This is a genomic window from Streptomyces sp. NPDC059499, assembly GCF_042749285.1.
Lineage (GTDB): Bacteria > Actinomycetota > Actinomycetes > Streptomycetales > Streptomycetaceae > Streptomyces.
In genome coordinates this window covers 184250-198589 of record NZ_JBHYTT010000001.1, presented here as the reverse complement: position 1 = coordinate 198589, position 14340 = coordinate 184250, and the positions used below count along the sequence as shown (strand labels likewise).

Annotated in this window: 13 protein-coding genes; 8 read left to right on the top strand and 5 right to left on the bottom strand. The window is 71.0% G+C overall.

Features of this window, described 5'->3' with window-relative positions; translation table 11 throughout:
* Positions 1 to 77 precede the first annotated feature (77 nt).
* From ACFW9O_RS00910 to ACFW9O_RS00885, 6 genes are all read left to right on the top strand, one after another.
* Positions 78 to 842: an IclR family transcriptional regulator gene (locus ACFW9O_RS00910; RefSeq protein WP_351175706.1), complete on the top strand. Its 765-nt coding sequence runs from the start codon at positions 78 to 80 to the stop codon at positions 840 to 842.
* Between the two features lie 274 nt (positions 843 to 1116).
* Complete coding sequence (locus ACFW9O_RS00905; protein ID WP_384603610.1) at positions 1117 to 1908, top strand: MIP/aquaporin family protein; 792 nt, start codon at positions 1117 to 1119, stop codon at positions 1906 to 1908.
* A 39-nt stretch (positions 1909 to 1947) separates the two neighbouring features.
* Positions 1948 to 3483 carry a glycerol kinase GlpK gene (gene glpK / locus ACFW9O_RS00900; RefSeq protein ID WP_384603607.1) on the top strand — a complete coding sequence of 512 codons (1536 nt, stop codon included), beginning with the start codon at positions 1948 to 1950 and terminating at the stop codon, positions 3481 to 3483.
* Between the two features lie 6 nt (positions 3484 to 3489).
* A complete protein-coding gene (locus ACFW9O_RS00895) occupies positions 3490 to 5100 on the top strand; it encodes an FAD-dependent oxidoreductase (RefSeq protein WP_384603604.1) in 1611 nt (536 codons plus the stop codon).
* A 119-nt stretch (positions 5101 to 5219) separates the two neighbouring features.
* Positions 5220 to 6185 (top strand): LLM class flavin-dependent oxidoreductase, encoded by a 966-nt coding sequence (locus tag ACFW9O_RS00890; RefSeq protein ID WP_384603602.1) that lies wholly within the window; start codon positions 5220 to 5222, stop codon positions 6183 to 6185.
* 37 nt (positions 6186 to 6222) lie between these two features.
* Complete coding sequence (locus ACFW9O_RS00885; RefSeq protein WP_384603601.1) at positions 6223 to 7281, top strand: LLM class flavin-dependent oxidoreductase; 1059 nt, start codon at positions 6223 to 6225, stop codon at positions 7279 to 7281.
* 35 nt (positions 7282 to 7316) lie between these two features.
* On the opposite strand, the gene ACFW9O_RS00880 is transcribed toward ACFW9O_RS00885, so the two are convergent.
* The 4 genes from ACFW9O_RS00880 to ACFW9O_RS00865 form a co-directional block, all read right to left on the bottom strand.
* The gene (locus ACFW9O_RS00880) at positions 7317 to 8474 is read right to left on the bottom strand and encodes an LLM class flavin-dependent oxidoreductase (protein WP_384603599.1); all 1158 of its coding nucleotides are present in this window, start codon (positions 8472 to 8474) and stop codon (positions 7317 to 7319) included.
* A gap of 22 nt (positions 8475 to 8496) precedes the next feature.
* On the bottom strand, positions 8497 to 9678 hold the full coding sequence (locus ACFW9O_RS00875; RefSeq protein WP_384603596.1) for an SfnB family sulfur acquisition oxidoreductase: 1182 nt from the start codon (positions 9676 to 9678) through the stop codon (positions 8497 to 8499).
* The gene (gene ssuE, locus ACFW9O_RS00870) at positions 9671 to 10225 is read right to left on the bottom strand and encodes an NADPH-dependent FMN reductase (RefSeq protein WP_384603594.1); all 555 of its coding nucleotides are present in this window, start codon (positions 10223 to 10225) and stop codon (positions 9671 to 9673) included. The genes ACFW9O_RS00875 and ssuE overlap by 8 nt, the downstream gene beginning before the upstream one ends.
* Positions 10226 to 10437: 212 nt before the next feature.
* Positions 10438 to 10521, bottom strand: a complete 84-nt coding sequence (locus ACFW9O_RS00865) for a putative leader peptide (RefSeq protein ID WP_383805710.1) — start codon at positions 10519 to 10521, stop codon at positions 10438 to 10440.
* Between the two features lie 217 nt (positions 10522 to 10738).
* Between ACFW9O_RS00865 and ACFW9O_RS00860 the strand changes: the two genes are divergently transcribed.
* On the top strand, positions 10739 to 11410 hold the full coding sequence (locus ACFW9O_RS00860; protein ID WP_384603592.1) for a FadR/GntR family transcriptional regulator: 672 nt from the start codon (positions 10739 to 10741) through the stop codon (positions 11408 to 11410).
* Positions 11411 to 11828: 418 nt separating this feature from the next.
* Positions 11829 to 12911: a PAC2 family protein gene (locus ACFW9O_RS00855; RefSeq protein ID WP_351167989.1), complete on the top strand. Its 1083-nt coding sequence runs from the start codon at positions 11829 to 11831 to the stop codon at positions 12909 to 12911.
* A gap of 93 nt (positions 12912 to 13004) precedes the next feature.
* Here ACFW9O_RS00855 and mshC read toward each other — a convergent pair whose 3' ends face one another.
* Complete coding sequence (gene mshC, locus ACFW9O_RS00850) at positions 13005 to 14234, bottom strand: cysteine--1-D-myo-inosityl 2-amino-2-deoxy-alpha-D-glucopyranoside ligase (RefSeq protein ID WP_351167991.1); 1230 nt, start codon at positions 14232 to 14234, stop codon at positions 13005 to 13007.
* Positions 14235 to 14340 lie beyond the last annotated feature (106 nt).

Sequence of the window (14340 nt, the reverse complement as noted above, 5' to 3'; positions counted from 1 at the left end):
TTCGACCGACCGGACAGAGGTCGACATCGACCGATAGTGTTCAGCATTGTCGAACCGAGGTGGAGGAGTACGGCGCGATGGCCAAGAACATCCAGTCGCTCGAGCGGGCAGCAGCCATGTTGCGTCTGCTGGCGGGCGGCGAGCGTCGGCTCGGGCTGTCCGACATCTCCTCCTCGCTGGGGCTGGCCAAGGGCACCGCGCACGGCATCCTGCGCACCCTGCAGCACGAGGGCTTCGTCGAGCAGGACGCCGCCTCCGGGCGCTATCAGCTCGGCGCCGAACTGCTGCGCCTGGGCAACAGCTACCTCGACGTGCACGAGCTGCGGGCCCGCGCCCTCGTCTGGACCGATGACCTGGCCCGTTCCAGCGGCGAGAGCGTCCACCTGGGCGTGCTGCACCAGCACGGCGTCCTGATCGTCCACCACGTCTTCCGGCCCGACGACAGCCGCCAGGTCCTGGAGGTCGGGGCCATGCAGCCGCTGCACTCCACCGCCCTCGGCAAGGTGCTCTCCGCCTACGACCCCGTGGCGCACAGCGAGGTCGTCGAGGTGGAGCGCCGGCCCTTCACGCCGCGCACGGTCACCGGCGAGGAGGAGTTCGAGTCGCTGCTCGACCTGATCCGGGCGCAGGGGTGGGCCTCCGACGTGGAGGAGACCTGGGAAGGGGTGGCCGCGGTGGCCGCCCCCATTCACGACCGGAGGCGCATGCCCGTGGGCGCCGTGGCCGTGACGGGCGCCGTGGAACGGGTCAGCCCCGGCGGTGACCTGCGTCCCGAGCTCGTCGCCGCGGTACGGGACTGCGCCCGCGCCGTCTCCCGGGATCTGGGTGCCGGGCGCTTCTGAGCCCGCGCCGCGCCGTCGGTAACGATCGAGTCCCGCACCCGCTCCCGAGCCACAGAACTCTTGACGCGTCGTTCATTGGGGAGAAACATTGCCGTTCACCGGTCGGCATTGCCGAACACCTAACGGCAATACGCGTTAGGGTGTGACAGTGCCGAGGGCCGGTCAAGCCCTTACAGGTGACGTGCCCTTACTGATGGGTACCCACCTGGGGCGCGATCCACCGGGGAGAACCGGTGTTTCGCCTTCCCCTGGACGAAGGACAAAGGAGTCGCGGGTGTCCAGCTCCGACATCTTCATCGGCGAGACCATCGGTACCGCCATACTCATCCTGCTCGGCGGCGGTGTCTGTGCCGCCGTCACGCTCAAGCGCTCGAAGGCGCAGAACGCCGGCTGGCTGGCCATCACCTTCGGGTGGGGCTTCGCCGTACTGACCGGCGCCTATCTCTCCGCCGGCGTGTCCGGCGCCCACCTCAATCCGGCGGTCACCATCGGCCTCGCGATTCAGGGCGGCACCCCGTGGAGCGAGGTACCCCTGTACCTCGCTTCGCAGCTGCTCGGCGCGATGATCGGCGCGGTGCTGGTCTGGGCCGTCTACTACGGACAGTTCCACGCGCACCTCAACGACCCGGAGATCGTGAAGGGCGGGCCCGCCGAGGAGGGCATGGTCGACCAGTCGGCCGCCCCGAAGGCAGGGCCCGTGCTCGGGATCTTCTCCACGGGTCCGGAGATCCGCAACGCCGTACAGAACCTGGTCACGGAGATCATCGCCACCGCCGTACTGATCCTGGCGATCCTCACCCAGGGCCTCAACAACGAGGGCAAGGGCCTCGGGACGCTCGGCGTCCTGATCACCGCTCTGGTGGTCGTCGGAATCGGTCTCTCGCTCGGTGGCCCGACCGGCTACGCGATCAACCCGGTTCGCGACCTCGGTCCGCGTATCGTGCACGCGCTGCTGCCACTGCCGAACAAGGGCGGTTCCGACTGGGGCTACGCCTGGGTACCGGTAGTAGGACCCCTCGTAGGCGCCGCCCTCGCGGGCGGGCTCTACAACCTCGCCTTCGCCTGAGCCGTAACCCTCGACACCACAGACCTCCGGGAGCACACCGTGACCGACGCACACACCACTGGTCCGTTCATCGCGGCCATCGACCAGGGCACCACGTCCAGTCGCTGCATCGTCTTCGACAAGGACGGCCGGATCGTCTCCGTCGACCAGAAGGAGCACGAGCAGATCCTCCCCAAGCCGGGCTGGGTCGAGCACAACGCGACCGAGATCTGGGAGAACGTCCAGGAGGTCGTCGCCGGCGCCATCGTCAAGGCCGGCATCACCTCCGCCGACGTCAAGGCGATCGGCATCACCAACCAGCGCGAGACCACCCTGCTCTGGGACAAGAACACCGGTGAGCCCGTCCACAACGCCCTCGTCTGGCAGGACACCCGCACCGACGTGCTCTGCAAGGAACTCGGCCGCAACGTCGGCCAGGACCGCTTCCGCCGTCAGACCGGACTGCCGCTCGCCTCGTACTTCGCGGGCCCCAAGGTCCGCTGGCTGCTCGACAACGTCGAGGGACTGCGCGAGCGCGCCGAGCGGGGCGACATCCTGTTCGGCACCATGGACTCCTGGGTCATCTGGAACCTGACCGGCGGCACGGACGGCGGCGTCCACGTCACCGACGTCACCAATGCCTCCCGCACCCTCCTGATGAACCTGCACACGATGCAGTGGGACAACGAGATCGTCCGGTCGATGGACATCCCCCCGGCCGTGCTGCCGGAGATCCGCTCCTCCGCCGAGGTCTACGGCCATGCCAAGGGCGGCGTCCTCGACGGCATCCCGGTGGCCTCCGCGCTCGGCGACCAGCAGGCCGCGCTGTTCGGTCAGACGTGTTTCGCCGAGGGCGAGGCCAAGTCCACGTACGGCACCGGCACCTTCATGCTGCTGAACACCGGCGAGACGCCCGTGAACTCGTACAACGGGCTGCTGACGACCGTCGGGTACCGGATCGGCGACCAGAAGGCGGTATACGCCCTGGAGGGCTCCATCGCCGTCACCGGTTCGCTGGTGCAGTGGATGCGCGACCAGATGGGCCTGATCAAGTCCGCGGCCGAGATCGAGACGCTCGCGTCCTCGGTCGAGGACAACGGCGGCGCGTACTTCGTCCCGGCGTTCTCCGGTCTGTTCGCCCCGTACTGGCGTCCCGACGCCCGCGGTGTCATCGCCGGCCTCACCCGGTACGTGACCAAGGCGCACATCGCCCGTGCCGTGCTCGAGGCCACCGCCTGGCAGACCCGTGAGATCAGCGACGCCATGACCAAGGACTCCGGCGTCGAGCTGACCGCTCTCAAGGTCGACGGCGGAATGACCTCCAACAACCTGCTGATGCAGACGCTCTCCGACTTCCTGGACGCGCCCGTGGTGCGCCCCATGGTCGCCGAGACCACCTGCCTCGGCGCTGCCTACGCCGCCGGTCTGGCCGTCGGCTTCTGGCCGGACACCGACGCACTGCGCGCCAACTGGCGCCGGGCCGCCGAGTGGACACCCCGTATGGACGCGGCCACCCGCGACCGTGAGTACAAGAGCTGGCTCAAGGCCGTGGAACGTTCCATGGGCTGGCTCGACGAGAACACTGGCGAGGAGTAACCAACCATGACCACCCTGCAGAGCGTCCCCGCCCTCGGGACGCATCCGGCCTCCGGCTCCCTTCCGAGCCGCGCCGAGACCCGGGAGCAGCTTTCCAAGGCGACGTACGACCTCCTGGTGATCGGCGGCGGCATCCTGGGCATCTCCACCGCCTGGCACGCCGCGCAGTCCGGGCTGCGGGTGGCCCTGGTGGACGCCGGCGACTTCGCCGGCGCCACCTCCTCCGCCTCCTCCAAGCTCCTCCACGGCGGTCTGCGCTACCTGCAGACCGGCGCGGTGAAGCTGGTCGCGGAGAACCACTTCGAGCGGCGAGCGGTGTCCCGTCAGGTCGCACCGCACCTGGCCAACCCGCTCACCTTCTACCTCCCCGTCTACAAGGGCGGGCCGCACGGCGCGGCCAAGCTCGGGGCGGGCGTCTTCGCCTACTCGGCGCTGTCCGGGTTCGGTGACGGCGTCGGCCATGTGATCAGCCCGGCGAGGGCACAGCGCGATGTGCCCGAGCTGCGCACGGACAATCTGAAGGCCGTCGCGGTCTACGGCGACGACCAGATGAACGACGCCAGGATGGCGCTGATGACGGTCCGCGCGGCCGTCGACGCCGGCGCCGTCGTCCTCAACCACGCCGCGGTGACCGGGCTGCGCTTCACCCGGGGCCGGGTCACCGGGGCGGAGCTGGAGGACCGCCAGGACGGCACGGAGTTCGGTGTGGACGCCCGTCTCGTCCTGAACGCCACCGGCCCGTGGGTCGACCACCTCCGGAAGATGGAGAACCCGGACGCGGCTCCTTCCATACGCCTGTCCAAGGGTGCGCACCTGGTCCTCAAGCGCACCCGCCCCTGGAAGGCCGCGCTGGCCACCCCGATCGACAAGTACAGGATCACGTTCGCGCTGCCGTGGGAGGACATGCTGCTGCTCGGCACGACCGACGAGGAGTACGAGGGTGACCCGGCCGATGTCGCGGTCACCGAGAAGGACACCGCGCAGATCCTGGACGAGGCGGCGTTCTCCGTCCGCGACCAGCAGCTGTCGCGCGACCTGATCACGTACTCGTTCGCGGGCCTGCGCGTGCTGCCGGGCGGTCCCGGGGGCACGTCGAAGGCGAAGCGGGAGACCGTCGTGACGGAGGGCCGCGGCGGCATGCTGTCGGTCGCGGGCGGCAAATGGACGACGTTCCGCCACATCGGCCGTACGGTGATGAACAAGCTGGCCGCTCTGCCCGGGCACCCCCTCACCGAGGACATGGAGCCGATGTCACGGCTGCCGCGGAAGCTGCCGCTCCCCGGCATCGCGAATCCCGACGCGGTCGCGCACCGGCTGATGGTCGACGGCGGCACGCCCGGTCCGCGGATGCCCGCCGACACGGCCCGGCACCTGGCCACCCACTACGGATCGCTCGCCTTCGACATCGCGCGGCTGGCGAACGAGAACCCGGCGCTGGCGGCCCGTATCCACCCGGACGCGCCGGAGATCTGGGCGCAGGTCGTGTACGCACGTGACCGCGAGTGGGCCGAGACGGCGGACGATGTGCTGCGCCGCCGGACGACGCTCACGATCCGGGGTCTGGCGACGGACGGGATCCGGGCCCAGGTCGAGGACGTACTGGCCGACAGGCGCTGACCGCCCGCACGGCACACCGCAGGGGCGGCTCCGGAAGGAGCCGCCCCTGCGGTGTCTCTCCGTGGGACGTGCCACACAGCCGCCATACGGGTGCAACGTGACGCGGGGACAGTGGAGGGATGACCGCACACGAGGGATTCCGTCTGTCGGTGGCACTCAACGGTTCCGGGTCCCATCCTGCCGCGCCCGCACGGTCGTTCACGCCCGAGGCGTACGCCTCACTGGTGCGCGGCGCCGAGGAGGGGCTGCTGGACTTCATCACCGTGGAGGACGGCCCCGGACTGCTCGACTCCGCGCTGCTGCTCGCACTGGCGGCCACGGTCACCGACCGGATCGGGCTCGTCCCGCTGGGTCCCGCAACCGGTGACCCCGAGGCCTGGGCCTCGCGGATCGCGACGCTCGACCATCTGAGTGCGGGGCGGGCGGGAGTACGGCCGCGCGTGGCGACGAGCACCGCCGAGCGTGCGCGGCTGGTGGCGCTGTACGGGACACCCGAGGGTGACCGCGAGCTGGCCGAACTGTTCAGGCGTGCAGGCGAGTTCCTGGACGCCGTGACGCAGGCGTGGGGCACCGCCGTGCGTCCCGTGCAGGGCCGGCCGCCGCTGGTGGTGCTGGCGCACGCGACGATTCCCTACCGGCTGGCGGCCGCCCATGCCGATGTCGTGTTCGTGACTCCGAAGGACACCGCCGGTCTCGTCGGCATCCGCAAGGAGGTCGAGGCCCTGCGGGAGGAAGCGGGACGCCCGGTGGGGGCACTGCGGGTCTTCGCCGACGTCGAGATCGTCCTGGGCGCCACCCAGGAGGCGGCCGACGAGCGCAGGGCACGGCTGGACGAGGCCGCGGGCGTGCCTTTCGTCTCGGACGCGGCGGTCTTCACCGGTACTGCGGAAGGTCTGGCCGACCTCCTCGAGGAGTGGTTCCGCGAAGGGGGCGCCGACGGGTTCCGGCTGCGGCCCGCCGTACTCCCCGACGACCTCGACGCGGTCACCGCCGGCGTGGTGCCCGTCCTGCAGCGGCGGGGGCTCTTCCGCACCGAGTACACCGCCCGGACCCTGCGCGGTCACCTCGGTCCGGCCGGGGTCTGACGCCCCGTCTCTCCACGCAACGGAAGGAACGGTCCTCGTGAAGTTCTCCGTACTCTCCCTCATCGGGCACGCCCCGCACCCGCTGACGGGTGAACTCCCTTCGGCGGCCGACCGGTTCCACGAGGTGATCGAGACCGCGACGGCTGCGGAGCGCCTCGGATTCGACGCCTACTCGGTCGGGGAGCGGCACGCCGGGCCGTTCCTCTCCTCCAGTCCCGGCGTCGTCCTGGGCGCGCTGGCCGCACGTACGAGCACCATCAGGCTGCTGACCGGGGTCACGGTCGTGGCGATCCTCGATCCGGTGCGGGTGGCGGAGGACTTCGCGACGCTCGACCAGATATCGCGCGGCCGGATCGAGCTCGTCGTGGGCAAGGGGGCGGAGGCCGGACACTTCGATCTGTTCGGGCTCGACGAGGAGCGGCAGTGGGATCTGCAGAAGGAGAAGTACGAGCTGCTGCGGCGGCTCTGGACCGAGGAAGGGGTGGACTGGGAGGGCGAGTTCCGTCCGTCCCTGAAGAACGTGACGACCGTGCCGCGTCCGTACGCCGGGCTGCCGCGCATCTGGCACGGCTCGGCGACCAGCCTCAACTCCCCCGAACTCGCCGCGAAGCACGGCGATCCGCTCTTCACGGCCAACGCGATCCAGCCCCGTGAGGCGTACGCCCGGCTCATCGCCCACTACCGGGAACGGTTCGAGGCGCACGGGCACGACCCTGCCGATGCGCGGGTGGCGGCGGGGTCGGGCGGGCTGCTCATCGCGGACAGCTCGCAGCGGGCCGTCGAACGCTACAAGGAGCTCTACGAGGCCAGGGTCGCGCAGTCGTTCAGACCGCATCTGGAGGGCCGGGCCGGTTACAACACCCCGTTCCGCACGATCGAGGACGCCATCGCGAACGGGCCGCAGCTCATCGGGTCCCCGCAGCAGATCATCGACAAGGTCCTCGGCTACCACTCGGTGTACCGGCACGACCTGCAGTCGATCACCGTGGACGGTTTCGGCCTGCCGCACGGCGAACAGCTGGAGACCCTGCAGCGGTTCGCCGAGGAGGTCGCCCCGGTCCTGCGACGCGAGGCGCCCTCCACGCTGTGGGAGTGACCCCGGGCCCGCACGGGGCCCGGGGCGCCGGGCCCTCAGGCCCTTGCCGGGGCCTTCGCGAAGGGGACCTGGGCGGGGCCGGGGTCGGCCGGACCGTCCGGGTGGGCCCACAGGCCCCGGGCCGCCAGCCGGGGAAGGACGCCCTCGCCGAACCAGTACGCCTCCTCGAGGTGCGGGTACCCGGAGAGGATGAACTCGTCGATGCCGAGCCGGTGGTACTCCTCGATGCGCTCGGCGACCTCCTCGTGGCTGCCGACGAGCGCGGTGCCCGCACCGCCCCGGACCAGGCCGATGCCCGCCCACAGGTTGGGGTGGATCTCCAGGCCGTCGCGGCCGCCGCCGTGCAGGGCGAGCATCCGCTTCTGCCCGTCGGACTCGCTGCGGGCCAGGCCCTCCTGGACGGAACGCACGACGGCGGGGTCGAAGCCCGCCAGGAGGCGGTCCGCCTCGGCCCAGGCCCGCTCGGAGGTGTCACGGGCGATGACGTGGAGCCGGATACCGAAGCGCAGGGTGCGGCCCTCGCGCTCGGCGAGCCCGCGTATCCAGGCGATCTTCTCCGCGACCTGGGCGGGCGGTTCGCCCCAGGTGAGGTAGACGTCCGCGTGCCGGGCGGCGACCACACCGGCGGCGGGCGACGACCCGCCGAAGTACACCTCGGGCACCGGGTCGGGAACCCGGGTGAGCCGGGCGTCCTCGACGGTGAGGTGCTCGCCCTTCATGTCCACCGTCCTGCCCTCCCACAGGTCCCGGACGATCTCCAGGAACTCTCCGGTCCGGGCGTAGCGCGCGTCCTTGTCGAGGAAGTCCCCGTACGCGCGCTGCTCATGGCTCTCCCCGCCCGTCACCACGTTGAGCAGCAGCCGTCCCCCGGTCTGGCGCTGGTAGGTGGAGGCCATCTGCGCGGCGAGGGTGGGCGAGAGGAAACCGGGCCTGAAGGCGACCAGGAACTTCAGGCGTTCGGTGTGCTGGCTGACCATGGCCGTGGTCAGCCAGGCGTCCTCGCACCAGGCACCGGTGGGGGTCAGTACCCCTTCGAAGCCGAGGTCCTCGGCGGCACGGGCGATCTGGGCGAGGTAGCGGACGGTGGGCGGACGGTCGCCGCCCGCCGCGGTGACGGGGGTGCCGTGCCCGCCTCCGACGACATGGCGGCTGTCGCCGTTGGTGGGCAGGAACCAGTGGAAGGTGAGGGTCACCGGTGATCTCCGTTCGGGGGTGTCACAGCAGGCCGTGGCGGGGCGGTCGGGTGCCGCTGAGGGCGTGGCGGCCGAGGTGCTGGATCTTCCAGCGGGCCGGGTCGTGGAGGGTGTGGGTGCGGGCGTCGCGCCAGTGCCGGTTCAGGTTGAGCGAGTCGAGGGCCGAGCGGGTGCCGGCCACCTCGAACAGGGCGCCCGCGACCTCGACGGCGGCGCTCGCGGCGTACGCCTTGGCTGCGGCGACGGCGAGTGACGCCTCGGCGGCGGTCTCGTCGGTGAGGGTGGCCTGCGCGGTGTCCACGGCACGGGCAGCGGTGTCCAGGAGCGCGTCGCCGGCCCGCACCCGAAGGTCGAGTTCGCCGAACCGCTGGATGAGCAGCGGGTCCTCGGCCGCGGTGTCGTACCCGCTCTCGAACCAGGGGCGGCTCTTCGTCCGTACGAAATCCGCCGCCTCGGCCAGAGCTCCGGCCGCGATCCCCGCGTCGATCGCCGCGTGCAGCAACTGGGCCACCGCGCCGTGCAGTTGCGGGCCTTCGAAGGTCAGATGGTGCGCGAACACCCGGTCTGCGGGCACGCGTACCCCTTCCAGGCGTACGGTGCCGCTCGCGGTGGTGCGCTGGCCCATGCCGTCCCAGTCGTCGAGGACGGTCACACCGGGTGCCCCGGCGGGGACGAGGGCGACGTGCAGCTTGTCCTCGTCGCCGCGGGCGAGCACGGGGATCCAGTCGGCGAAGAGTGCGCCGGTCGCGTAGTTCTTCACACCGGTGAGCAGGTACGAGCCGTCGGGGGCGGGTTCCAGCCGGGTGCGGATGTCCTGGACGTGCCTGGTCCCCGCCTCGGACTGGGCATTGCCGAACCGCTTGCCCGCCAGCAGCTCCGCGTGGAAGAAGGCCTGCTGGTCGCGCGTGCCCTGCCTGCGGATCACGTTGACGTACGCGAAGTGGCTCTGCGGGATCTGGGCGAGGCTCGCGTCGGCCGAGGCGAGCAGCCGGAAGACGTGGGCGAGGGTGAGGGCGCTGACGTCCGCGCCGCCGTGGTCCGCGGGGACGGTCACGGCCAGCAGGCCGGATGCCGACAGCTTCTCCAGCTCGGTGCGGGGCAGCAGGCGTTCGGCGTCACGCCGCGAGGCCCCTTCGCGGAATTCCGCGGCCAGTTCGGCAGCCTTCTTCAGTGCCTCGGCGTCGTCGCGGATGATCTCAGCCATGGACTGCCACCGGTGCCGTGCGCTCCAGCGCGGCCGAGAACCCGTCGACGATCCGGTCCAGCGCCTCGGCATCCGTCGCCTCGACGGTGAGTACGCCGTCGGGGGACACCGTGATGTGCCGGTCCAGGACGAACCAGCCCTGGGTGATGTGGGACGCGCCCATCGAACTGAGCACGGGGCGCAGCGCGTAGTCGATGGCCAGGACGTGAGCGGTGCTGCCTCCGGTGGCCAGGGGCAGGACGGTCTTCCCCGCGAGGGCGAACTGCGGCAGCAGGTCGAGCAGGGACTTCAGCAGTCCCGAGTACGCGGCCTTGTAGATGGGTGTGCCGATGACGACACCGTCGGCACGCGCGAACAGGTCGAGGGCGCCCACCACGGCCGGATGGCCGAAGTCGGCGCGGAGCAGGGCGTCCGCGGGCAGCGTGCGGACGTCGAACGGTATGACCGTGTGGCCCTGGCCTGCGAGGCGGTCGTCGAGGTGGCGCAGCAGCCGGGCGGTGCGGGAGGTGGCGGAGGGGCTTCCCGAGACGGACAGGACGGTGGCCATGGGCTCTCTTCTCGTGGGGCGGTGCAGGCAGAACCGCGGAACGGCGCACGGACCCGCGCCGGACGGCACGGAGGGGCACCAGGCGCCGGGCCGGCCCGGGGCTGGGCGGGGCGTCGGCGGGGAATGCCGGGTCACCGGCGGAGGGGGTCCCGGAGACGGGCCGGCCCGTCCTGGTCAGGAGGGCATGGGCAGACGCGCGAAGGAGGGGTCCCTCAGACTTCGCGACAACAGAAGGAACTGGCAACACGTGCGAGGTCGATGTGACGTCGCTGTGTGAGGTTCCGTCGGTCCTTCATGCCCGTCAGACTAGCCATCCACGGCGCCGGCAGTCGAGTGGGTGTCCACGGGGCGAGCACCGCGGTCGGGCTCCGCCTCACGCGGCGAGCGCCCTCCACCGGCTCTTCGTGGAGCAGGCCCGGAGCCTTTGGGGCCCGCGGGTGGCCGTACCACGGGCCGAGGGCCACATAATGGAGGCATACATCGGATGTCTTGTGTGCGCGAGGAGGCCCCACCATGGCCGTCACCGACGAAGCGATCGAGAAGATCAAGGGAATGATCGTCTCGGGCGCCCTGCGGCCCGGCGACCGGCTTCCCAAGGAGAGCGAACTCGCGGCCGAGCTGGGCCTGTCACGCAACTCGCTGCGCGAGGCCGTGCGGGCGCTGTCCCTCATCCGGATCCTCGATGTGCGCCAGGGTGACGGCACCTATGTGACCAGTCTGGATCCTCAGCTGCTGCTGGAGGCCCTGAGTTTCGTGGTGGACTTCCACCGGGACGACACCGTGCTGGAGTTCCTCGCGGTCCGCAGGATCCTGGAGCCCGCGGCCACGGCGATGGCGGCTCTGCTGATCGAGGATTCCCAACTGGACGCGCTGGACGCCCAGCTGGACGCACTGGGTGCCGATCCCTCGGTGGAGGAGCTGGTCGCCGGCGATCTGGAGTTCCACCGCGGGATCGTCCGGGCGTCCGGGAACTCCGTCCTCTGCTCGTTGCTGGACGGGCTCTCCGGGCCGACCACCCGGGCCAGGGTCTGGCGTGGGCTGACCCAGGAGGACGCGGTCAGCCGCACCCTGCACGAGCACCGGGCGATTCTCGCGGCGCTGCGGGACCGGGACGCCGAGGCGGCCCGCTCCTGGGCGACGGTGCATGTGGCGAGTGTGGAGCAGTGGCTGCGCTCGGCGCTGTGACGGGCCGGCGGCCGGCGGACCGCGTCCACCGCCCGGTGGGGTCGGCCGGTGGCGGGACGCACGCGGCGAAGCCGCCCGGGTCTGCCGGAACGGCCGCCCGAACACGTCGCGGATCGCGGCGTGTTCGCCGGTGGCCGCGCCGGTTCCCCGAGCCGGTACGGGCCGTACCGGCTCGGACGCGCGCATCCACTCCACGGCCTCGGCCGGAGGAACTGCCGGACCGGGCAGCCGGTGCATGACGTGGCGCGCGGCACGCAGCCCAGGACAGAGCGGTAACTCGGCCTGTTCTCCTGGCCCACAGCTCGGATGAATCAGGGAGCAAGCACGGTTCACCCGCCCACGCAAACGGACTGCGGGGGGAAGGGGCGGAAGCCGTAAGGTTGGTCCGTACGCAAGAAAACTTCGGAAGGAGGCCTGGGTGATCGAGCTCGAGGGGGTACCCGAGCTGATCGACCCGGTCATGGTGGCCGCGTTCGAAGGCTGGAACGACGCCGGTGACGCCGCCTCCACAGCGGTCGGACATCTGGACCGGGAATGGAAGGGCGAGGTGTTCGCGGCGCTCGACGCCGAGGACTACTACGACTTCCAGGTCAACCGGCCCACGGTGTGGCTGGACGGTGGGGTGCGCAAGATCACCTGGCCCACCACGCGGCTCTCCGTGGTCCGTATCGGCGGGGAGAAACCCCGCGATCTGGTGCTGGTCCGCGGCATCGAACCCTCGATGCGCTGGCGCTCGTTCTGCAACGAGATCCTGGGTTTCGCCCATGAACTGGGCGTCGAGATGGTCGTCATCCTGGGGGCGTTGCTCGGCGACACCCCGCACACCAGGCCGGTGCCGGTCAGCGGGGTCACGTCGGACCCGGATCTGGCCAGGACGATGGATCTGGAGGAGACCCGGTACGAGGGCCCGACCGGCATCGTCGGCATCCTCCAGGAGGCCTGTACGCATGCCGGTGTGCCTGCGGTGAGTCTGTGGGCGGCGGTGCCGCACTACGTGTCGCAGCCCCCGAACCCGAAGGCGACGCTCGCCCTGCTGAACCGTCTGGAGGATCTGCTCGGGCTGCGGATCCCGCTGGGCGAACTGGCGGAGGACGCACGCGCGTGGCAGCTCGGCGTCGACCAACTGGCCGCCGAGGACAGCGAGGTGGCCGAGTACGTGCAGACGCTGGAGGAGGCCCGGGACACCGCGGAGCTGCCCGAGGCGTCCGGCGAGGCCATCGCCCGGGAGTTCGAGCGGTATCTCAGACGCCGGGATGTCGGAGGTCCCGGCCAGGGGCCGGGCGGCCATGCCACGGAGAGCGGTGACGTGTCCTATCTGCGGGACACGTCGAGCGGTCGCACGAGACCGCCGAAGCCGCAGCGTCCGGAGAGCGGGCGGCCCAAGGACACCCCGAAGGACGCCCCCGAGGGCGGGGCCGGCTCCGGTCCCGGGTCCCAGGACTCGCCGGAGGACCCGTCCGCCGGGACCGACGAGGGGCCCGCAGGTCCTGCCGGGGACTGACTCCGCACGGCGCACGACCCGCCTCCGTACACGAACCGGCCCCGGACTTCTCCTCGAAGTCCGGGGCCGGTTCGTGTCGGCAGGGTGGTCGGGTCAGAGCGCGACACCGAGCAGGGCGTCGACGGTGCGCGAGACGAGACCGGGTGCGCCCTCGTCCGTACCGCCGTCGGAGTTCTGCCGGGCTGCCCAGCGGTCCACGGCGGCGAGCGCCGCCGGGGCGTCCAGGTCGTCGGCCAGGGCCTCCCGGACCTCCTCGACGAGCGTGTCCGCGGAGAGCCCGTCGGGCCGGGACACGGCTGCACGCCAGGTCGCGAGACGCGTGACGGCGTCGGCGAGCACCTGGTCGGTCCACTCCCAGTCGGACCGGTAGTGGTGCGAGAGCAGCGCCAGCCTGATCGCCGCGGGGTCCACGTCGTCGCGGCGCAGGGCCGAGACGAAGACGAGGTTGCCCTTGGACTTGGACATCTTCTCGCCGTTCAGGGCGACCATGCCGGCGTGCACGTAGGCACGGGCGAACGGATGCTCGCCGGTCAGTGCCTGCGCGTGGGAGGCACCCATCTCGTGGTGCGGGAAGGCAAGGTCGGAGCCGCCCCCCTGGATGTCGAAGCCCATGCCGAGGTGGTCCAGCGCGATGGCGACGCACTCGATGTGCCAGCCGGGCCGGCCGCGGCCGAGACTGCCGCCGTCCCAGCTCGGCTCACCCTCGCGAGCGGCCATCCAGAGCATCGGGTCGAGCGGGTTCTTCTTGCCCGGCCGGTCCGGGTCACCGCCGCGTTCCGCGGAGAGGAGGCGCATCGCGTCGGCGTCGAGTCCCGAGACCTCACCGAAGTGCGGGTCGCAGTCGACGGAGAAGTACACGTCGCCGTCGAGCTCGTAGGCGGCACCCGCGTCCCTGAGGCGTTCGACCAGCGGGACGATGCCGGGTATCGCCTCGACCGCCCCGATGTAGTGCTTCGGGGGAAGCATGCGCAGGGCGGTCATGTCCTCCCTGAAGAGTGCCGTCTCGCGCTCCGCGAGCTCGGTCCAGTCCTGACCGTCGCGCACGGCCCGCTCCAGCAGCGGATCGTCCACGTCGGTCACATTCTGGACGTAGTGAACCTGCCGCTTGGTGTCGAGCCACACGCGCTGAACGAGGTCGAACGCGTTGTAGGTCGCCGCATGACCCATGTGGGTCGCGTCGTACGGCGTGATGCCGCAGACATAGATGCGGGCGACGGGACCGGGGTCAAGGGTGATCCGTCCGCCGGTCGCGGTGTCGTGGATCCGAAGGTCGCGGCCCTTGCCAGGCAGGGCGGGGACCTCAGAAGCGGGCCAGGCATGCATGTCATGAGCGTAACCGGACGATGCTTCCGGATACGAACCGGATCAAGGATCCTGGCCGAAGAGGCGGTCTTGTACGTGCGACAGTTTTCCGCTAGAGGCCGGGAAC

Coding starts and splice junctions, on each gene's coding strand:
- ACFW9O_RS00860 (WP_384603592.1), top strand. CDS start 10,739: ATGGCCGTCACCGACGAAGCGATCGAGAAGATCAAGGGAATGATCGTC.
- ACFW9O_RS00895 (WP_384603604.1), top strand. CDS start 3,490: ATGACCACCCTGCAGAGCGTCCCCGCCCTCGGGACGCATCCGGCCTCC.
- ACFW9O_RS00890 (WP_384603602.1), top strand. CDS start 5,220: ATGACCGCACACGAGGGATTCCGTCTGTCGGTGGCACTCAACGGTTCC.
- ACFW9O_RS00865 (WP_383805710.1), bottom strand. CDS start 10,521: ATGAAGGACCGACGGAACCTCACACAGCGACGTCACATCGACCTCGCA.
- ACFW9O_RS00875 (WP_384603596.1), bottom strand. CDS start 9,678: ATGGCTGAGATCATCCGCGACGACGCCGAGGCACTGAAGAAGGCTGCC.
- mshC (WP_351167991.1), bottom strand. CDS start 14,234: ATGCATGCCTGGCCCGCTTCTGAGGTCCCCGCCCTGCCTGGCAAGGGC.
- ACFW9O_RS00910 (WP_351175706.1), top strand. CDS start 78: ATGGCCAAGAACATCCAGTCGCTCGAGCGGGCAGCAGCCATGTTGCGT.
- ssuE (WP_384603594.1), bottom strand. CDS start 10,225: ATGGCCACCGTCCTGTCCGTCTCGGGAAGCCCCTCCGCCACCTCCCGC.